This window comes from Nocardia amamiensis NBRC 102102, from assembly GCF_001612745.1.
Classification (GTDB): domain Bacteria; phylum Actinomycetota; class Actinomycetes; order Mycobacteriales; family Mycobacteriaceae; genus Nocardia; species Nocardia amamiensis.
In genome coordinates this window covers 1-14,813 of sequence record NZ_BDBA01000253.1, presented here as the reverse complement: position 1 = coordinate 14,813, position 14,813 = coordinate 1, and the positions used below count along the sequence as shown (strand labels likewise).

The window sequence follows — 14,813 nt, the reverse complement described above, 5'->3', positions numbered from 1 at the left end:
GGCCCCGGCACCGGAAAGACCCACACGATCGCGCGGATCATCGCGCTGCTGGACGCACACCGCAAGGCCGAGCCGAAGCTGCCCGCGCTGCGCATCGCCCTGGCCGCGCCGACCGGCAAAGCGGCGGCGCGGCTGCAGGAGGCCGTTCGAGAGCAAGCCGATTCGCTCGGACTCCCGGAACTCACCGCCGCGACCCTGCACCGGCTGCTCGGCTGGCAACGCGGACGCGGCACCCGGTTCCGGCATCACGAGTTCAACCGCCTGCCCTACGACGTGGTTGTCGTCGACGAGACGTCGATGGTCTCGCTGACCATGATGAGCAGGCTGCTGGCCGCGCTGCGCCCCGACACCCGCCTGGTGCTGGTCGGCGACCCGGATCAGCTCGCCTCGGTCGACGCGGGCGCCGTGCTCGCCGATCTCGTCGCCGGACCGGTCGCCGCCACTCCGAACCCGGTCCTCGACGAGATTCTCGGCCCCGAAACTCCAGCGGCCGCGGATCATTCGGAAGCGCTGACCGCACTGGAGCGGACCCGTCTGCGCGGCGGCATCGTGCGATTGACCCGTGGCCGCAGGTTCGGCGGCCGGATCGCCGACTTGGCCGTCGCGGTGCGGGCTGGTGACGCGGACGCCGCCCTCGAACTGTTGCGCACCGACAGCGACGAACTGTCGCTGGCCGCACCCGAGGACCTGACCGCGGTGCGCGCCGACGTCGTCCGGGCGGCGGGCGCGGTCACCGGCGCGGCGCTCGAGGGCGACGCGACGGGCGCGCTGAGTGCGCTCGAATCGCACCGGTTGCTGTGCGCACACCGCCAAGGACCTTTCGGCGTCGAACGCTGGGACCGGATGGCCGCCGAATGGGCCGCCGCCGGGGGAGCGGGCCCCGACGCCTACCAGGCCCCGTGGTACCCCGGCCAGCCGCTGCTGGTGACCGCGAACGATCACGAGGCGCGCATCTACAACGGCGACACCGGCGTCGTCGTGCGCATGCCCGACGGTTCACTCCGGGCGGCGTTGCAACGCGGCAGCGAACCGTACCTGGTGCATCCCACCCAATTCCCGGCGGTCGTCACGGTCTTCGCCATGACCATCCACCGCAGCCAGGGCAGCCAGTACGACACCGTCTCCATCGTGCTGCCCGAACCGGAATCGACCTTGCTGACCAGGGAACTGCTCTACACCGCCATCACCAGGGCCCGCCGCCACGTGCGGATCATCGGAACCGACGAGTCCATCCGCGCCGGCATCGCGCGCCGAGTGCTGCGCGCCAGCGGACTCTCACGCCGGGAAGGAGAACCCGCGGCCCGATGACGGAATCTCACGTTCGCGCCGCTTGCGGTGTATACCTGGCGTGAGTTCGGCGTATCGGAGCGAACCTGGCCGACTATGAATTCCGGTACCGGCGCAGGACTTCTTTCACGGCATCCGTGACCAGGGGGATGACAACTTCAGGCGAGCGAAGGCACGGGACCGGACGCAGTTGTCGCCATGTCCGTCAACCGCTGCCTGAAGACGGCGCCGGGCTTCCGAAAACGAACTTCGCGCGTGGCTGGGCTGAACGATAACTCGCTACGTTGCGGCAACCGAGTCGATTGACGCATGAGCTGGTGGCCGCCGTGGCGACGGCCACCAGCTCGACTACGCCGTGGTCGGGGTCTTCTCCTCGATACGGTCGACGGTGGCCGGGACCAGGCGACGGCGGCGCGGGGACCACCAGTTGGCTGGGCCCATCAGTTGCACCAAGGCGGGGACCAGGAGCATGCGGACGAGGGTGGCGTCCACGACCAGGGCGATGATCATCCCCAGTCCCAGGAAACGCATGGGGCCGAGCGGGGAGAGGGTGAATGCCCCGGTGACGATCACCAGGAGGGTTGCTGCCGCGGTGATGACGCGCGCGGTCTTCACCGTGCCGATTCGCACCGACTCGGCGGTGTCGGCGCCCGCGTCATGTGCCTCGACCATGCGTGACAACAGGAATACCTCGTAGTCGGTGGAAAGCCCGAACACCACGGCGAGGATCAGCACCAGCATGCCCGCGGTGATCGGCCCGGTGCTGACGCCGAGCACACCGGCCAGGTGTCCGCCGCAGAAGATCCAGGCGAGCACGCCGAACGTGGCGGCCAAACTCAGGAACGCCATGGCGACGGCCTTGAGCGGCAACACGATCGAGCGGAACGCCGCGAACAGCAGGATCATCGTCGCGGCCACCATGACGAGGATCATCCACGGCAGCCGCGCGACGATCGAGCCCACGCTGTCCACGGTGGCAGCCGTATCGCCGCCGATCCACAGAGCCGTGCCGTCCGGCAGCGATAGTTCGCGCATGGCGCGCACCGTCGCACCCGCTTCTTCGGTGCGATCGGTGCTGTTCAGGAACGCGTGGAACACCACGAAGTCCTCCGCGCGGCCCACTTGCACCACCTGCCGCACACCCTCGACCTTGCCGAGCGCGGACGCGGTCGCGTCGACGGCGGCCGACTGCGGTGGCCCGTCCTCTCCATGCAGCACGGCGGTCACCCCGCTGCCCGCCGCGGGGAACTGCGCGGTGAGTTCCTCGACGGTCGTGCGCATCTGGTTGCCCTCGGGCAGCGCGCGATGATCGATGTCGCCGAGCCGCAGTCCGGACAGCGGAGCCGCGAGCAGGAGCAGAATCGCGCCGACGACCACGGTCACCAGAACCGGCCGCCGCAGCACGCGGTCGACGAGGCGTCCCCAGAACCGCTCGGTGCGATCGGTGACCCGTGCGCTGCCGATGCGCGCGCCGAACAGCACCAGCAGGGCGGGCAGCACGGTGAGCGAGAGCGCTGCGGCCAGCGCCACCGCCGTGATCGCTCCGATGCCGAGCGAGCGCAGCACCGCCTGCGGAAAGACGAACGTCCCCGCGAACGCGCAGATCAGCAGCAACGCCGAGAACGCGACCGTGCGGCCGGCCGTGGCGTAGGTGCGGGTGATCGCGGATTTCAGGTCGTGCCCGGCGGCGACCTCCTCGCGGAATCGCGTGACCAGGAACAGCCCGTAGTCGATGGCCATGCCCAAACCGAGCAGCGAGGCGACGTTCACCGCGAACGTGCTCACCTCGGTGACCTCGGCGAGCACGCGGATCGCGCCCATCGCCCCGAGCACCGTCAGGCCGCCGACCACCACCGGGAAGGAAGCGGCGATGAACCCGCCGAACACCGCCACCAGGATCATCAGCGTCAATGGCAGCGAGAGCGATTCGGCGCGGACGAGATCGTGCCGGGACTGCTCGTTGATCTCGGTGGAGATCGCGCTGTAGCCGGACAGGTCGGTCGCGATGCCCGGAACCCGGAGCTTGGGTTCGATGTCCGGATACACGCTGACGCGCTGGTTGGCGTCACCGGCGAGATACACCACCGCGAGAGCGTGCTTATTATCCTCCGACCGCAGGAACTGCCGCCGAGCGAACCCGGCGTTCCAGTAGGTTTCGACGGGCCGTTGCAGCATGGCAGGGTCGATGCGGGCCAGCGTCTCTTGGACGCGAGGGCCGATATCGTCGACCGTCTGTCCTTCCGGTGCCGTGTATCGCACGACCACGTCGGGATTCTGCGGGCCGAAGTGCTCGCTCACCAGCTCGTCCACTCGCGACGACTCGCTGCCGGGATCGACGAATCCGGCCGCGGTGACTTTGTCGGACGCTCCGAGCCCGACCATGCCGGCCAGCAGCATCACCCCGGCCACGATCGCGAGCACGATGCGCGGCCGGGCGAGGACGACGCGGATCGCGGCGCTCATCGCACGACCACCTCGGGCGTCGGCAGCTCGGCCGCCAGCCGCGCGGCGATCGTGTCCAGCAGCGCCTCCAACCGGGACTCGATGCCTGCGCCATTGCGGCAGGAGACGGTCAGCTCCAGCTTGCCGTCCACTTCGATCATGGTGAACAGCAGCGGCATCGCGCCGCTGTGCTGGGGTAGCAACCGCACGCCGGTCGGCGTCCAGCCGGGCAGCGCCATCTCGTCCAGATCGAACCGGCCCATGTGGGAGACGGTGGCCGACACCATGTTCCGATTCAGTCGTGCTCCGAGCCAGTTGCTCGTGCGCAGCACCCCGCGGATCACGCCGGGTGGGAATTTCGACAGGTGGCCGTTGTCGAGCTGGTTCAGCTCCCGCCGTTCCCGCAGCCCGCTGCGCATCCGGCCGCTGATCGTCTCCCAGCTCTCGCCCGGGGTGACGTCGAGGAACAGCGGCAGCGCCAAATTGGCGGTGGAGCGCAGGGCGGGGTCGTGCCTGCGCAGATCGACCGGAATCATGAAGCGGGACTTGGTGCCCGACTCCGCGGCCAGGATCGCCGCTATCCGCGCGACGACGCCCTTGCCGGTCGCGTTGATCGTGCGGTGACGCAGCAGCCAGCGCACGGCAGCCCGATTCTGTCTGCCGCGCCCGGTCGGCGCTTTGAAGGTGGGCAGCACCAGGGTCGGTTTGCCGGGCGCGCCGATCCGGGCCACGAGTTCGGCATCGGCGATCGGATCGGGTGCGCCCAGCGGCGGGTATCCGCGCAGCGCGCGGAATACGTCGTCCACCCACAGGCGCATGCCCATTCCGTCCATCACGCCGTGGAAGGCACGGAACACGATGGTGGTCTGTTCGCCGGTGAGCAGCAGCACTTCGGTGGTCCGGTCCGGCGTCGGACCGATAGGTGTGTTCAGCACCGCGTCGTTCTCCAGCGCGGCGTAGTGCAGCGACCAGCCGGGCACGTGGCGCACGGTGGCGGCCAGGCCACCGTCCACCCAGTCGGCGCCGTCGCGGACCAGGCGTGCACCGGGGTTGGCCGCCGAAGCCACGTCGACGGCCCGCCGCAATGCCGCCGGGTCCAGGCTGCCGTCGCCGTGGACGGCAATGTGCATGACGAACGGCGGAGTCACCGCGCGCGTGCAGAAGTACAGACGTTCGGTAGGGGTGATCTTCCTGCGGAAGACGGTGGCGTTGCTCATGCTGGCCTCCGGGTACCGGTGGGTGTTCAGCCCAGATTCCGAGTGAGTTCGACCACGCCGCCCTGGGTTTCCAGCCACGCGAGCAGGTCGGCCAGTCCGCTGTCGCGGTCCACGATCGGCTGGTAGCCGAAATCTCGTGCGGCGGCGGAGGTGTCGTAGGTAGCGCTGCGCGACAGCAGCGCGACGGTGTAGCGCGACAGCGGCGGCGACCAGCGGGTCGCGACGGCCGGGATGCGCCAGATCGTCTCGACGACGCGCACCGCAGCGTTGATCACCGCCGGGTTGGGCTTGCGAGTCGGTGGCTGGTACCCGAGCCGGGTGGCGATCTCGCGGAGGAAGCCCCAGACATCGGTCTTCTCGGCGTCGGCGATGAAATACGCCTTGCCGCCCACCGCGTCCGACTCCGCCGCCTTCACGCAGGCGTCGACGATGTTCTCGACGTGGCACATCGAGGCGTAAACGGTACGGCCGAAGGACAAGTCCGGCAGTGTCCCCATGCCGGCGCGGCCGAGCATCCGCACGATCGGACCGGACCGGTCGCCCGCGCCCCAGATCGCGCGTGGGCGCAGGGCGCAGGTGCGGAAGCCGGGGCTGTCGGCGGCCAGGACGGCTCGCTCGGCCGCGGCTTTGGTCTCCGCGTACAGATTCAGGTAGCGCTGCGGGTACGGCACCGATTCATCGACGTCGATCTGGTCGCCGCCGTAGTAATCCATCATCGCGCTCGGGCTCGAGATGAACACGAACCGCCCGGTTCCACCTCGGCGAGCGGCTTCGAGCAGCCGTTCGGTGGCCCGGACGTTCTCGTTCCGGAACTGCTCCCTGGTGCCGCGCTCGTCCACCCGCGCCGCGCTGTGGAACACGATGTCGACGCCGCGGGTCGCCTCTTCCAGCGAGGCGGGGTCGGTGAGGTCGCCGTAGATCAGCTCGATCTTGTCGATGTCGTCGCGCAGGTCGGCCAGGTTGCTGGTGCGGCGCACCAGGATCGACACATCGTGCTCGCCGTCGCGCACGAGCCTGCGGACCAGCGCCCCGCCCAGAAATCCGGACGCGCCGGTTACCAGAACTTTGCTCATTGCTCTATCTCCTTGCCGGGCTGGGTCCGCCACCAGGTCAAGCCGAAGATCTGCGTCAGTACCGCGGTCTCGAGCCGGCTACGGCCCGAGCCATCGGCAGCGCGCAGGGCCGCCGGAATCTGGGCCGCGTGCACCACGATGCTGAGGAACGCGTCGATCCACCACACCGTGCGCAGCAGCCGGCTGTCCGGGACACGGTCGGTTGCCGCGGCCAGCGCGCCGCCGGCCAGATACAGCCACCCGAGGACGGGAATTGCCCGAAATGCAGTCGTTTTCATGTCTTATGTGTCCGTTCCGAGCCGTTTGGCCGCCCACACCGCGAGGCGTTCGCGTCCGATCTTGGCGTTGTGCCGGATGTCGACCGGGAAGGACGGATGGACCAGGAAATCGGAGATCATCCTGGTGAGGTCGAACTGTGCGCCATGGGCCCGCAGCGCGGGCTCGACGACGTCCGGGTCGGCGCCCGGCTGTAATTCGACGCAGAGCACCGGCCGCTGCGCCCCACGCGGGCCGATCCCGACCAGCGCCGTGCGGGCCACGCCCGCGACTGTGTTGAATACCTGCTCGATCTGGACGGTGAACATCGGCCCGTGCGCGGTGATCAGCCGCTGGCTCTTGCGTCCGCAGAACCAGATCCGTCCCTGTTCGTCGATCCACGCCAGATCGCCGGTGCGGTGCCAGATCCGATCGCCGTCGACGATCTTGCCCTGCGCGTTCGCCTGCTCCGGCCAGTGGTACCTGGTGCTGACGTTCGGCCCGGCGACCACGAGTTCGCCGATGCCGCGGGTTGTTTCCAGCTCGCTGGCGAGTTCCTCGGCCCGTGCCATCGTCGGAACGGGTTCGTCGGTGATCGCCACGATGCGCGCCTGCACCTGGTAGGACGGTCTGCCGATACAGGTTCCCTCGCCACGGTGCGTCCGCTGCACCAATCCGTCCAGCAGTTCGCGGGATTCTATGGTGGACATCGGCAGCGCTTCTGTGGATCCGTATCCGGCGACGATCTTCACGTCCTCGTGAAGCACCTCGCGCAGCCCGGCGATGCACCAGTCCGGCACCGGAGCACCGCCGGAATAGATGCTCTCCAGCGACGTCAGCGTGGCCGGGTGGGCACGCAACTGCTCGAGCAGCGGGATCAGCACGGCGGGGGAGGCGAACATGGTTCGGACGCCGAACTTCTGGATCGCGTCCACCACGTGCGCGGGATCGGTCGCGCCGACCTTGCTCGGAATCAGTGGCGGCAGCACGCAGCGCGAGCCGAGCACCAGGTCGAGCACGCCGACCAACGGCAGGGTGATCAGCGAAGCCTCCGGTGTGACCTCACCGCGCGCCATATGCACCTGGTCGACCGTCGCGGCCAGGTTGCCGTAGGTCATCCGCACGGCTTTGGCCGGTCCGGTGCTGCCGGTGGTGAACGCGATCAGCAGCAGGTCGTCCTCGGTGACGGAACGGCCCTGCGGCACCGGGCCGGTAGGGGTCCGGCCCCATGCCCGCAGCGATTCGCCCCGCCAGAACCATCGTCTGCCGACTGTGACCGCGGTGTGGACGGTGCGGAAGCTGCGCGGGAACAGCACGCGCAAGGCGTGCGCCTGCGGGATGCCGATGAACGCCTCGGCCTCCACCGCACGCAGGCAGCGCAACATCTTTCGCACGCCCATGCCCGGGTCGATCACCACCGGCACCGCCCCGATCTTGAGCAGCCCGAACATGATCGCGTACAGCTCCGGGCTCGGCAGTACCAGCACGATCGTGCGTGTCCCGGTACCGACGCCCGCCGCGGACAATCGTTCGGCGATCGTGTCCGACCACAGGTCGAGATCGCGATACGTGAGGTGCCGGTAGGCCGGCAGGCCATCGAGGTCGACCCCGTCCGCGTAGCGCACCGCCACGCGGCTGGGGTCGGTGCGGACCACCGCACGAAACCGATCGATGGCCTGCCAGTGGGTACCCGTTGTCACGCAGGCGCCCCGGCGAGTACAGGCAACCGGTACAGCACCGCCGCCGCCGTCGGGCCCGCGCCCGCAGCGACGAACAGCACCTGGCGGTACTCGGCGAAGGAATCGTCTGCGATCGCCAGGTCGTACGCCGCGGGGAGCGCGGCCGTATGCGGGTCGCCGAAGCGCAGATCCGGTGTGCGGACCGCTTGCTGGTCGATGCCGATGGCGGCGGCCAGCTGCTTCGGAAACTCCGGGCTCGGCGTCGACGCGATCAGCGCGATCTCGCTCAGCGAGGCATGATCCGACTCGGCCAGCGCTTCGCGCGCCGCGTCGACGGCCACCGCCAGCAGGCGGTCTTCGAATCCGGGCTCCCGAACCACGGTGATCATGCCGCGCCCCTGGTTGCCCATCGTCGTGGTGTCGAGATAGCCCTCGACCGCAGGCGTGCCTTCACCCTTCACGCTGTGCACCATGCCGAAGCCGACCGGTTCGTCGGTGCGCTCCAGCAACAGCGCCGCGCCGCAGACGGCGTACGGGAACTCGTCGTCGGCGATGTAGCGGGTCATCGACGGATGGGTGTCGCCGGACACGATCAGCACGTGCTCGGCGCTGCCGGTCTCCAGGACCGAGGTGGCCACCTGGACCGCGTTGAGCACACTGACCGCCCCGTTCATCAAATCGAACGAGAAGGTCCTCGGGTCGTCCTTGGCGTATTCCAGGCCGATGCCGGCCGCCTTCTGGATCAGCGCCGACACCGCGGGTTCCATGATGTTCGAATCGCGGTAGATGTTGGCATTGATCAGCAGGCCGACCTGATCGGCACGGATGCCGGCGCGCTGCAGACTCTGCTTGGCGGCGCGGGCGGTGTGCTCGACGATGCTGTGGGTGTCGCCTGCCCGGCTGAAGCCGGTGGACTTGATGCGCACGCTCATGACAGACCTCAGACCTTCAGCGACGAGATGGTGGTGGACACGAACCCGGTGACGATGCCGGAGGCGGCCGGGACCAGCAGCAGCTTCGACCCCGCGGGGAGGGTCTGCTGGCTGAGCTGGTCGTGCAACACCATGAAATGCGAAGTGGTGGAAGTGTTTCCGAGCTTGTCGATGACGCGCAGATCCGGCGGCATCGGGCTGCCGAACTCACGCTCGGCAATGGCGTTCATCCACGGAATGGCGGCGGCGCCGAACTGGTGGTGGATGACGTAGTCGAACTTCTCGTCGGCGAAGGTCTTGCCCTGCGCCTCGAGGAATTTCCGCTGGGTATTGGTGCCGAGCAGGAAACGGTCCTCGTTGTGCATGGTGCGGTTGTCGGTGTACATCGCCACGCCCTGTGTTTTGCCGCTCGGCATGCCGAGGCACAGGTGCGAGTATTCCGCGGCCGTCATCATCTCGATGTAGTGGATAACGTCGTTTTCATCAACGGCCTGGTCCAGCACGATGGCGCATCCGGAATCGCCGACGGTCAGCGAAGCGAACTGCCGGTCGTATTTCTCGGAAATCTCCTCGACCGCGGTGTCGGCGATTGCGGAAATCGCTTCACCACTGACGACGATTCCGTTCCGGACGGCGCCGGAGCGGATCATCCGGTCCAGGATGTAGGTACCGGTGAGCATTCCGGCGCATGCGTTCGAAATATCGAACGCAATGGCGTTCTTGGCGCCGATAAGACGGCTGATCGATGAGGCGAACGAAGGCTCCATATACACGCGTGTAGCGTGCTTGCTTCGGGAGATCGAGGCGGAGATGATCACGTCGATGTCCTCTGGACCATACTGTGACCTGGACAGACAGTCCTCGACGGCCTTGATGGCCAGAGTGAACGAGTCTTCGTGACTTTCCGGTCGAGTGTCACGCCGCCGACGTTCGCGAACGCCGGTGATTTTCTCCAGATCGAATGAAGGGGGCTCCTTCATCCGGGACAACAGCTCATCGGTCGTGACGACATTCGAAGGCAGATAGGCGCCGATGGATTCGAAGCGAGAATGGGACACGAGCGCTCCTGAAATCGTTGACATATACGGTTCCGGATCGACTCTGATCGTCGGTGAGATTGACACTACCCGACAGTAACAACGAATGGCTATAGCTACGGTGACCGCTCCGTCTGAGACGGAAATCACGTCTCAGTGTAGCCGTTTCGTGCGGTAGCACCAACCGGTGATCGACTGGCTATGGCTTTCGCACCATTGCGATTCGATCGCGTGTATCGGTTTATCGCGGTGTTTCGCATTCGTGATCGCCTGTGACGCTCGGGGTCGGCGAATCCACGGCGTTCGGAATGGCAACCGACCGGCTATTGCCGAATGGTGGTTGTTCATGGACGCTCGAGCGGTTGTGCCCACTGGTGGATGTGAGTGACTTCACTCTGAATCTCGCATCGCGGGACCGGTCGGTATCGCGTGATCTGTCCGGCCTGTCCGATTTGCGAACCCTGCTGTGGCAGAAGGGAATCCGGCGCTGCCACCTGGGCCGGTACGCTCCGTGTCTCGAACCCTCCACCTGGGGCGATAGGGTTGGTAACAGGCAAGCGCCGCCCGGTCCGCCAAGACGTTCGCGACCACGGAAGGGAGAGGTGATGACGACCGCGACCGAGCATGTGGATGTGCTCATCATCGGCGCCGGGCTCTCCGGCATCGGCGCGGCGTGCCACCTGCGCCGGGCCTTCCCGCAGCGCTCCTACCTGCTCCTGGAGAGCCGAGCGGCGCTGGGTGGAACGTGGGATCTGTTCCGGTACCCCGGCATCCGCTCCGACTCGGACATGTACACCCTCGGCTACCGGTTCAAGCCGTGGCTGGGTGAGGAGTCGATCGCCGACGGCAGCGCCATCCTCGACTACCTGCGCGAGACCGCCGCCGAATACGGCGTCGACCGCCGTATCCGGTTCCGGCACCGGGTGGTTCGCGCCGAGTGGTCCAGCCTGGACAGCCGGTGGACGGTGCACGCCGAGCGCACCGACACCGGCGAGAACGTCACGTTCACGGCGGGATTCCTGTTCTCCTGCGCTGGTTACTACCGTTACGACGCGGGGTACACCCCGGAGTTCCCCGGTGCCGAACGGTTCGCCGGTTCGATCGTGCATCCGCAGTTCTGGCCGGAGAAGCTCGACTGCGCAGGCAAGCGAGTGGTGCTCATCGGCAGCGGCGCCACCGCGGTGACGCTCGCTCCAGCGCTCACCGCGCAGGGTGCGCACGTGACCATGCTGCAACGCAGCCCGAGCTACATCATCTCCGCGCCTTCCCGCGACCCGCTGGCGCTGACGGTTCGCCGCTTCCTTCCCGTGCGCGCCGCGTACGCGCTCGTCCGCGCCGAGTACGTCGCGATCTCCACCGCGCTCTATCAGTTCAGCAGGCGCAATCCGGCGGGTATGCGCAAGCGTATCCGCGGCTGGCAGCGGCGCTGGCTGCCCGCGGGCTACGACATCCATACCCACTTCACGCCGCGGTACGAGCCGTGGGACCAGCGATTGTGCCTCGCGCGCGACGGCGATTTCTTCCGCGCCATCCGGGACGGCATGCTCGACGTGGTGACCGACCGGATCGAGACCTTCACCGAGACCGGTCTGCGCCTGGCCTCCGGGGCGCGGCAGGAGGCCGATATCGTCATCACCGCAACGGGTTTGAACCTCCAGGTCTTCGGCGGTGTCGAGCTCGTGGTCGACGGTGCGCCGGTGACGCCGTCGACGACAATGGCCTACAAGGCGATGATGCTGTCCGGCGTGCCGAACTTCGCCTTCGTCATCGGGTACACGAACGCCTCCTGGACGTTGAAGGCGGATCTGGTGTCGGAGTACGTCGTGCGGCTGCTGAAACACATGGATGAGCGCGGATACGTGCGCTGCGTCCCGGTTCGCGACCCGTCGGTCGGCACTCAATCGCTGTTCCCCGGCTTCACCCCCGGCTACGTACGCCGCTCGGCGAGTCTGTTTCCCGTCCAGGGCGACCGCGCTCCGTGGCGGCTGCGGATGAACTATCTGCGCGACGTGTTCACCCTGCGATACGGCCGGATCACCGACCGGGCCATGCGTTTCGAACGGGCGCCGCGACCCGCGGAAGCCGCGGCCCGGGACTAGGCGTACCTCCGCCTTCGCTCCGGCCGTGCGCGGGCTGCGGACTTACTGCGTCCGACGGCGCCTTTCCTGCGTACCTCCGCCGTCGCTCCGGCCCTCCTGCCTTGCTCCGGGCGCCCTTATGCCCCGGTGCCGAGAGATGATCGGGCCGTCGCGATCCGCTCGATGACATTGGCGGCGTGCTCGTCGAAACGCTCCCGCGATACCGGGATCTCGCCGTCGAGCCACGGCCGGTAGAGGTAGGCCAGCGCACCGAAGATGGCGTTGGCGTTGAGCGCGAAGTCGTGCTCGTCGGACACCGGGTCGGCGTAGTCGCCCCCGCCGATGATGAGTGCGATCGGGGCTGTGAACAGCAGGATGAGCTCGTTCGCCCGTGGCATCAGCACCGGTGTGGCCTGCGATTCCACGAACATGATGCGGCCGCGACGTCGGTCGGCCACCAGGTAGTCGGTGAACACGCCGACCAGGTGGCGAAACATCGCGTCGCGCTCGGTCGGCGCGTTCGGCAGCTCGGCCAGCAGCCGGTCGCGCGCGCCGAGGACCACGGTGTCGAGCACGATCGTCAGCAGCGCGTCGAGGTTGGGGTAGCTCTCGTAGAAATAGCGCTCGGTCAGCCCGGCCTGCCTGCACACGCCACGCATCGAGGTCTCGGCGGCGCCGATGGTGGCCATCAGCTCCGTGCAGGCCTCGATCAGCTGTTCCCGGCGCGCGGCGACGCGATCGGCGGGCGAGCGTCCGCGCCAGCGACGCATACCCGGAATCGACCCGTCCGCTTCGGTCATGCGGTTATCCTCTCACAGCGATCGAATTGACATCATGTGATGTTGACAGCATTCGATGTCATCAATACATTGCGTAGACGCCGATCGACAAAGGGGTGCGAGATGGGGTCTGCCGATTACGCCGGCCGGTGGTCCTACCGGCTGCGAGTCGGGTGAGTCTCGTGGTCGTCGACTTGCTGCGCCGTGTGCTTCCCCGGCCCGCCCGGCCCGTCGCGGACCGGCTGGATGTCCGGGACCGGGTGGTGGTGATCACCGGCGCGGGGACCGGCATCGGCCGGGCGCTTGCCGAAAAGCTCTACGCCTCGGGCGCTTCGGTGGCGCTGATCGACATCGACGAGGCCGCCGCCGCGGCGGTCGCCCGCTCGATGGGGGAGCGCGCGCTCGTCGTGCGCGCGAACGTCTCCGATCGAATCGGCATGCGCCAGGCGATATCCCGGGTGCGTGAGCGCTTCGGCCGGATCGATGTGCTGGTGGCCAACGCGGGCGTGGTGCCGGAGCCGGCGACGATCAGGACGATGAATCCAGGGGATTTCGATCGGGTCATCGGCATCAACGTCACCGGCGTGTTCAACACCGTGCACCCGGCGCTGGACGACATCGTCGCGGCGAACGGTCACGTCGTGGTCGTCTCCTCCGCCGCGGCGTTCGCGCCCGGGATGGGTGGTTCGCCCTACATGGTGAGCAAGGCCGCGGTGGAGCAGTTCGGGCGCGCGCTGCGGGTCGAGCTGGCTGCCGTCGGGGCCACGGCGGGCGTGGCGTACTTCGGTGTCGTGGACACCGCGATGACGCGCGGCACGCTCGACGAGGACGAGTTGGGTACCGATCTGGGCGCCCTGCTGCCTTGGCCGCTCAACCAGCGGATCACCGTGGGCGACGCGGCCGACTCGCTCGCCGAGGGCATCGCCCGCCGGGCGCCGCGCATCGTCGCGCCGCCGCAATGGGAGCCCTATGCGCTGTTGCGCGGCGTGATCAACGTGGTGCTGGACGGCAGGCTCGCGCGCGACCCGCGGGTGCACAACCTGATCCACCGCGTGGAACAGCGCAGGATCGCCGCCCACCCCGTCACGCCGGTTCCGCGCTGATCCGCGGGTTCCCTACGGCTCCGCGGGAAAGATCGTCTCCAGCGTCAGCGCGTACTGCAGATCGGTCCTGGTGCCGAGCGTGGTGAGCAGCACCCGGATCATCGTCAGGCGTGCGGCGGCGACGGTGTCCTCGTCTGGCTCGGCGCCGGGCGCGGTACCCGCGGAGATGCGGTAGACCACGTACTCGCACAGGTGCAGCGCGGCATCCAGATCCAGCGGGCTCGGAACTGGGCGGCCCAGCTCGGTGAAGGTCTCGCGCACCGAGGCGCGGATGTCGTCGAGCGCGCGCTCCCGGTACGCCGAGACCGGCGAGCCCGGGTCGTGCAGTTCGGCGAACAGCGGCCGCAGCATGGGACCATGACCGCGCGCCCAGTCCAGATAGGCGTCGATCAGCCGGATGCCCAGCTCGACGGGTTCGTCGGTGCCGGTCAGCGCCGCGCGGATGCCGCCGACCAACCCGTCGTTGGAGCTGTCCAGCACCGCGAGCAGCGGTTCGGTCGCATTGCCGAAATAGCGGTAGAACGTCGGCCGCGCCAGTCCCGCCTGCTCGATGATCTGCGCGACGCTCAGCCCGCGGGAACCGGTGCGGGTGAACACTTCCGCGGTGGCGAGCACGATGCGGGCGCGCACCTCTTCGGCCTGTTCCAGGGTCTGCCGCGGTCGTCCGCGGCGCGCGGTCGTGGTCTCAGCCGACATCGTGCCGCCTCACAACGCTGCGCTCGGCATGCCTGTGTCCCACGACCAACAGCTTGACACGAGGTGTGACATAGATATTAATCTAACACCACTGTTCATTAAATGGTGCTCGCGTGCGGCGCGGCACACGTCCTCGAGAGGGCCGACCATGACGACCGCTCCCCAGCTGGCCACCGCCGACGCGCTGCCTTCGTCGCTGGTGCGGCCGTTGCTCGCGCACGCCGTCGCGGGCGGC

General features: G+C 68.0%; 12 protein-coding genes. 3 read left to right on the top strand and 9 right to left on the bottom strand.

Annotation, left to right across the window (positions count from 1 at the left end; translation table 11 throughout):
• Window positions 1-1,308 (top strand): exodeoxyribonuclease V subunit alpha (recD, locus tag NA4_RS33720; protein ID WP_067479411.1); only part of this gene is annotated, 1,308 nt, incomplete at its 5' end.
• Between the two features lie 327 nt (window positions 1,309-1,635).
• Here the strand turns inward: recD and NA4_RS33715 are convergent.
• From NA4_RS33715 to NA4_RS33685, 7 genes are read right to left on the bottom strand one after another with little or no spacing between them, the layout of a single operon-like run.
• On the bottom strand, window positions 1,636-3,750 hold the full coding sequence (locus NA4_RS33715; protein ID WP_067479410.1) for an MMPL family transporter: 2,115 nt from the start codon (window positions 3,748-3,750) through the stop codon (window positions 1,636-1,638).
• Window positions 3,747-4,946, bottom strand: coding sequence for an ATP-dependent DNA helicase RecG (locus tag NA4_RS33710; RefSeq protein ID WP_067479408.1), 1,200 nt, complete (start codon window positions 4,944-4,946; stop codon window positions 3,747-3,749). Before NA4_RS33710 ends, NA4_RS33715 begins: the two co-directional genes overlap by 4 nt.
• 26 nt (window positions 4,947-4,972) lie before the next feature.
• Window positions 4,973-6,019, bottom strand: a complete 1,047-nt coding sequence (locus NA4_RS33705) for an NAD-dependent epimerase/dehydratase family protein (RefSeq protein WP_067479406.1) — start codon at window positions 6,017-6,019, stop codon at window positions 4,973-4,975.
• Window positions 6,016-6,297: a hypothetical protein gene (locus NA4_RS33700; RefSeq protein WP_067479404.1), complete on the bottom strand. Its 282-nt coding sequence runs from the start codon at window positions 6,295-6,297 to the stop codon at window positions 6,016-6,018. The genes NA4_RS33705 and NA4_RS33700 overlap by 4 nt, the downstream gene beginning before the upstream one ends.
• Window positions 6,298-6,300: 3 nt before the next feature.
• On the bottom strand, window positions 6,301-7,974 hold the full coding sequence (locus NA4_RS33695; RefSeq protein ID WP_067479402.1) for a fatty acid CoA ligase family protein: 1,674 nt from the start codon (window positions 7,972-7,974) through the stop codon (window positions 6,301-6,303).
• Window positions 7,971-8,885, bottom strand: a complete 915-nt coding sequence (locus NA4_RS33690) for a beta-ketoacyl-[acyl-carrier-protein] synthase family protein (RefSeq protein ID WP_067479400.1) — start codon at window positions 8,883-8,885, stop codon at window positions 7,971-7,973. The genes NA4_RS33695 and NA4_RS33690 overlap by 4 nt, the downstream gene beginning before the upstream one ends.
• An 8-nt stretch (window positions 8,886-8,893) precedes the next feature.
• Window positions 8,894-9,943: a 3-oxoacyl-ACP synthase III family protein gene (locus NA4_RS33685; RefSeq protein ID WP_067479398.1), complete on the bottom strand. Its 1,050-nt coding sequence runs from the start codon at window positions 9,941-9,943 to the stop codon at window positions 8,894-8,896.
• 584 nt (window positions 9,944-10,527) lie between these two features.
• Here NA4_RS33685 and NA4_RS33680 point away from each other — a divergent pair.
• Window positions 10,528-12,021, top strand: coding sequence for a flavin-containing monooxygenase (locus NA4_RS33680; RefSeq protein WP_067479396.1), 1,494 nt, complete (start codon window positions 10,528-10,530; stop codon window positions 12,019-12,021).
• A gap of 116 nt (window positions 12,022-12,137) precedes the next feature.
• Here NA4_RS33680 and NA4_RS33675 read toward each other — a convergent pair whose 3' ends face one another.
• Window positions 12,138-12,800: a TetR/AcrR family transcriptional regulator gene (locus NA4_RS33675; RefSeq protein ID WP_067479394.1), complete on the bottom strand. Its 663-nt coding sequence runs from the start codon at window positions 12,798-12,800 to the stop codon at window positions 12,138-12,140.
• 161 nt (window positions 12,801-12,961) lie between these two features.
• Between NA4_RS33675 and NA4_RS33670 the strand changes: the two genes are divergently transcribed.
• Window positions 12,962-13,882 (top strand): short-chain dehydrogenase/reductase, encoded by a 921-nt coding sequence (locus tag NA4_RS33670; protein ID WP_307188618.1) that lies wholly within the window; start codon window positions 12,962-12,964, stop codon window positions 13,880-13,882.
• Window positions 13,883-13,894: 12 nt separating this feature from the next.
• Here NA4_RS33670 and NA4_RS33665 read toward each other — a convergent pair whose 3' ends face one another.
• Window positions 13,895-14,578 carry a TetR/AcrR family transcriptional regulator gene (locus NA4_RS33665; protein ID WP_067479392.1) on the bottom strand — a complete coding sequence of 228 codons (684 nt, stop codon included), beginning with the start codon at window positions 14,576-14,578 and terminating at the stop codon, window positions 13,895-13,897.
• Window positions 14,579-14,813: the final 235 nt, after the last annotated feature.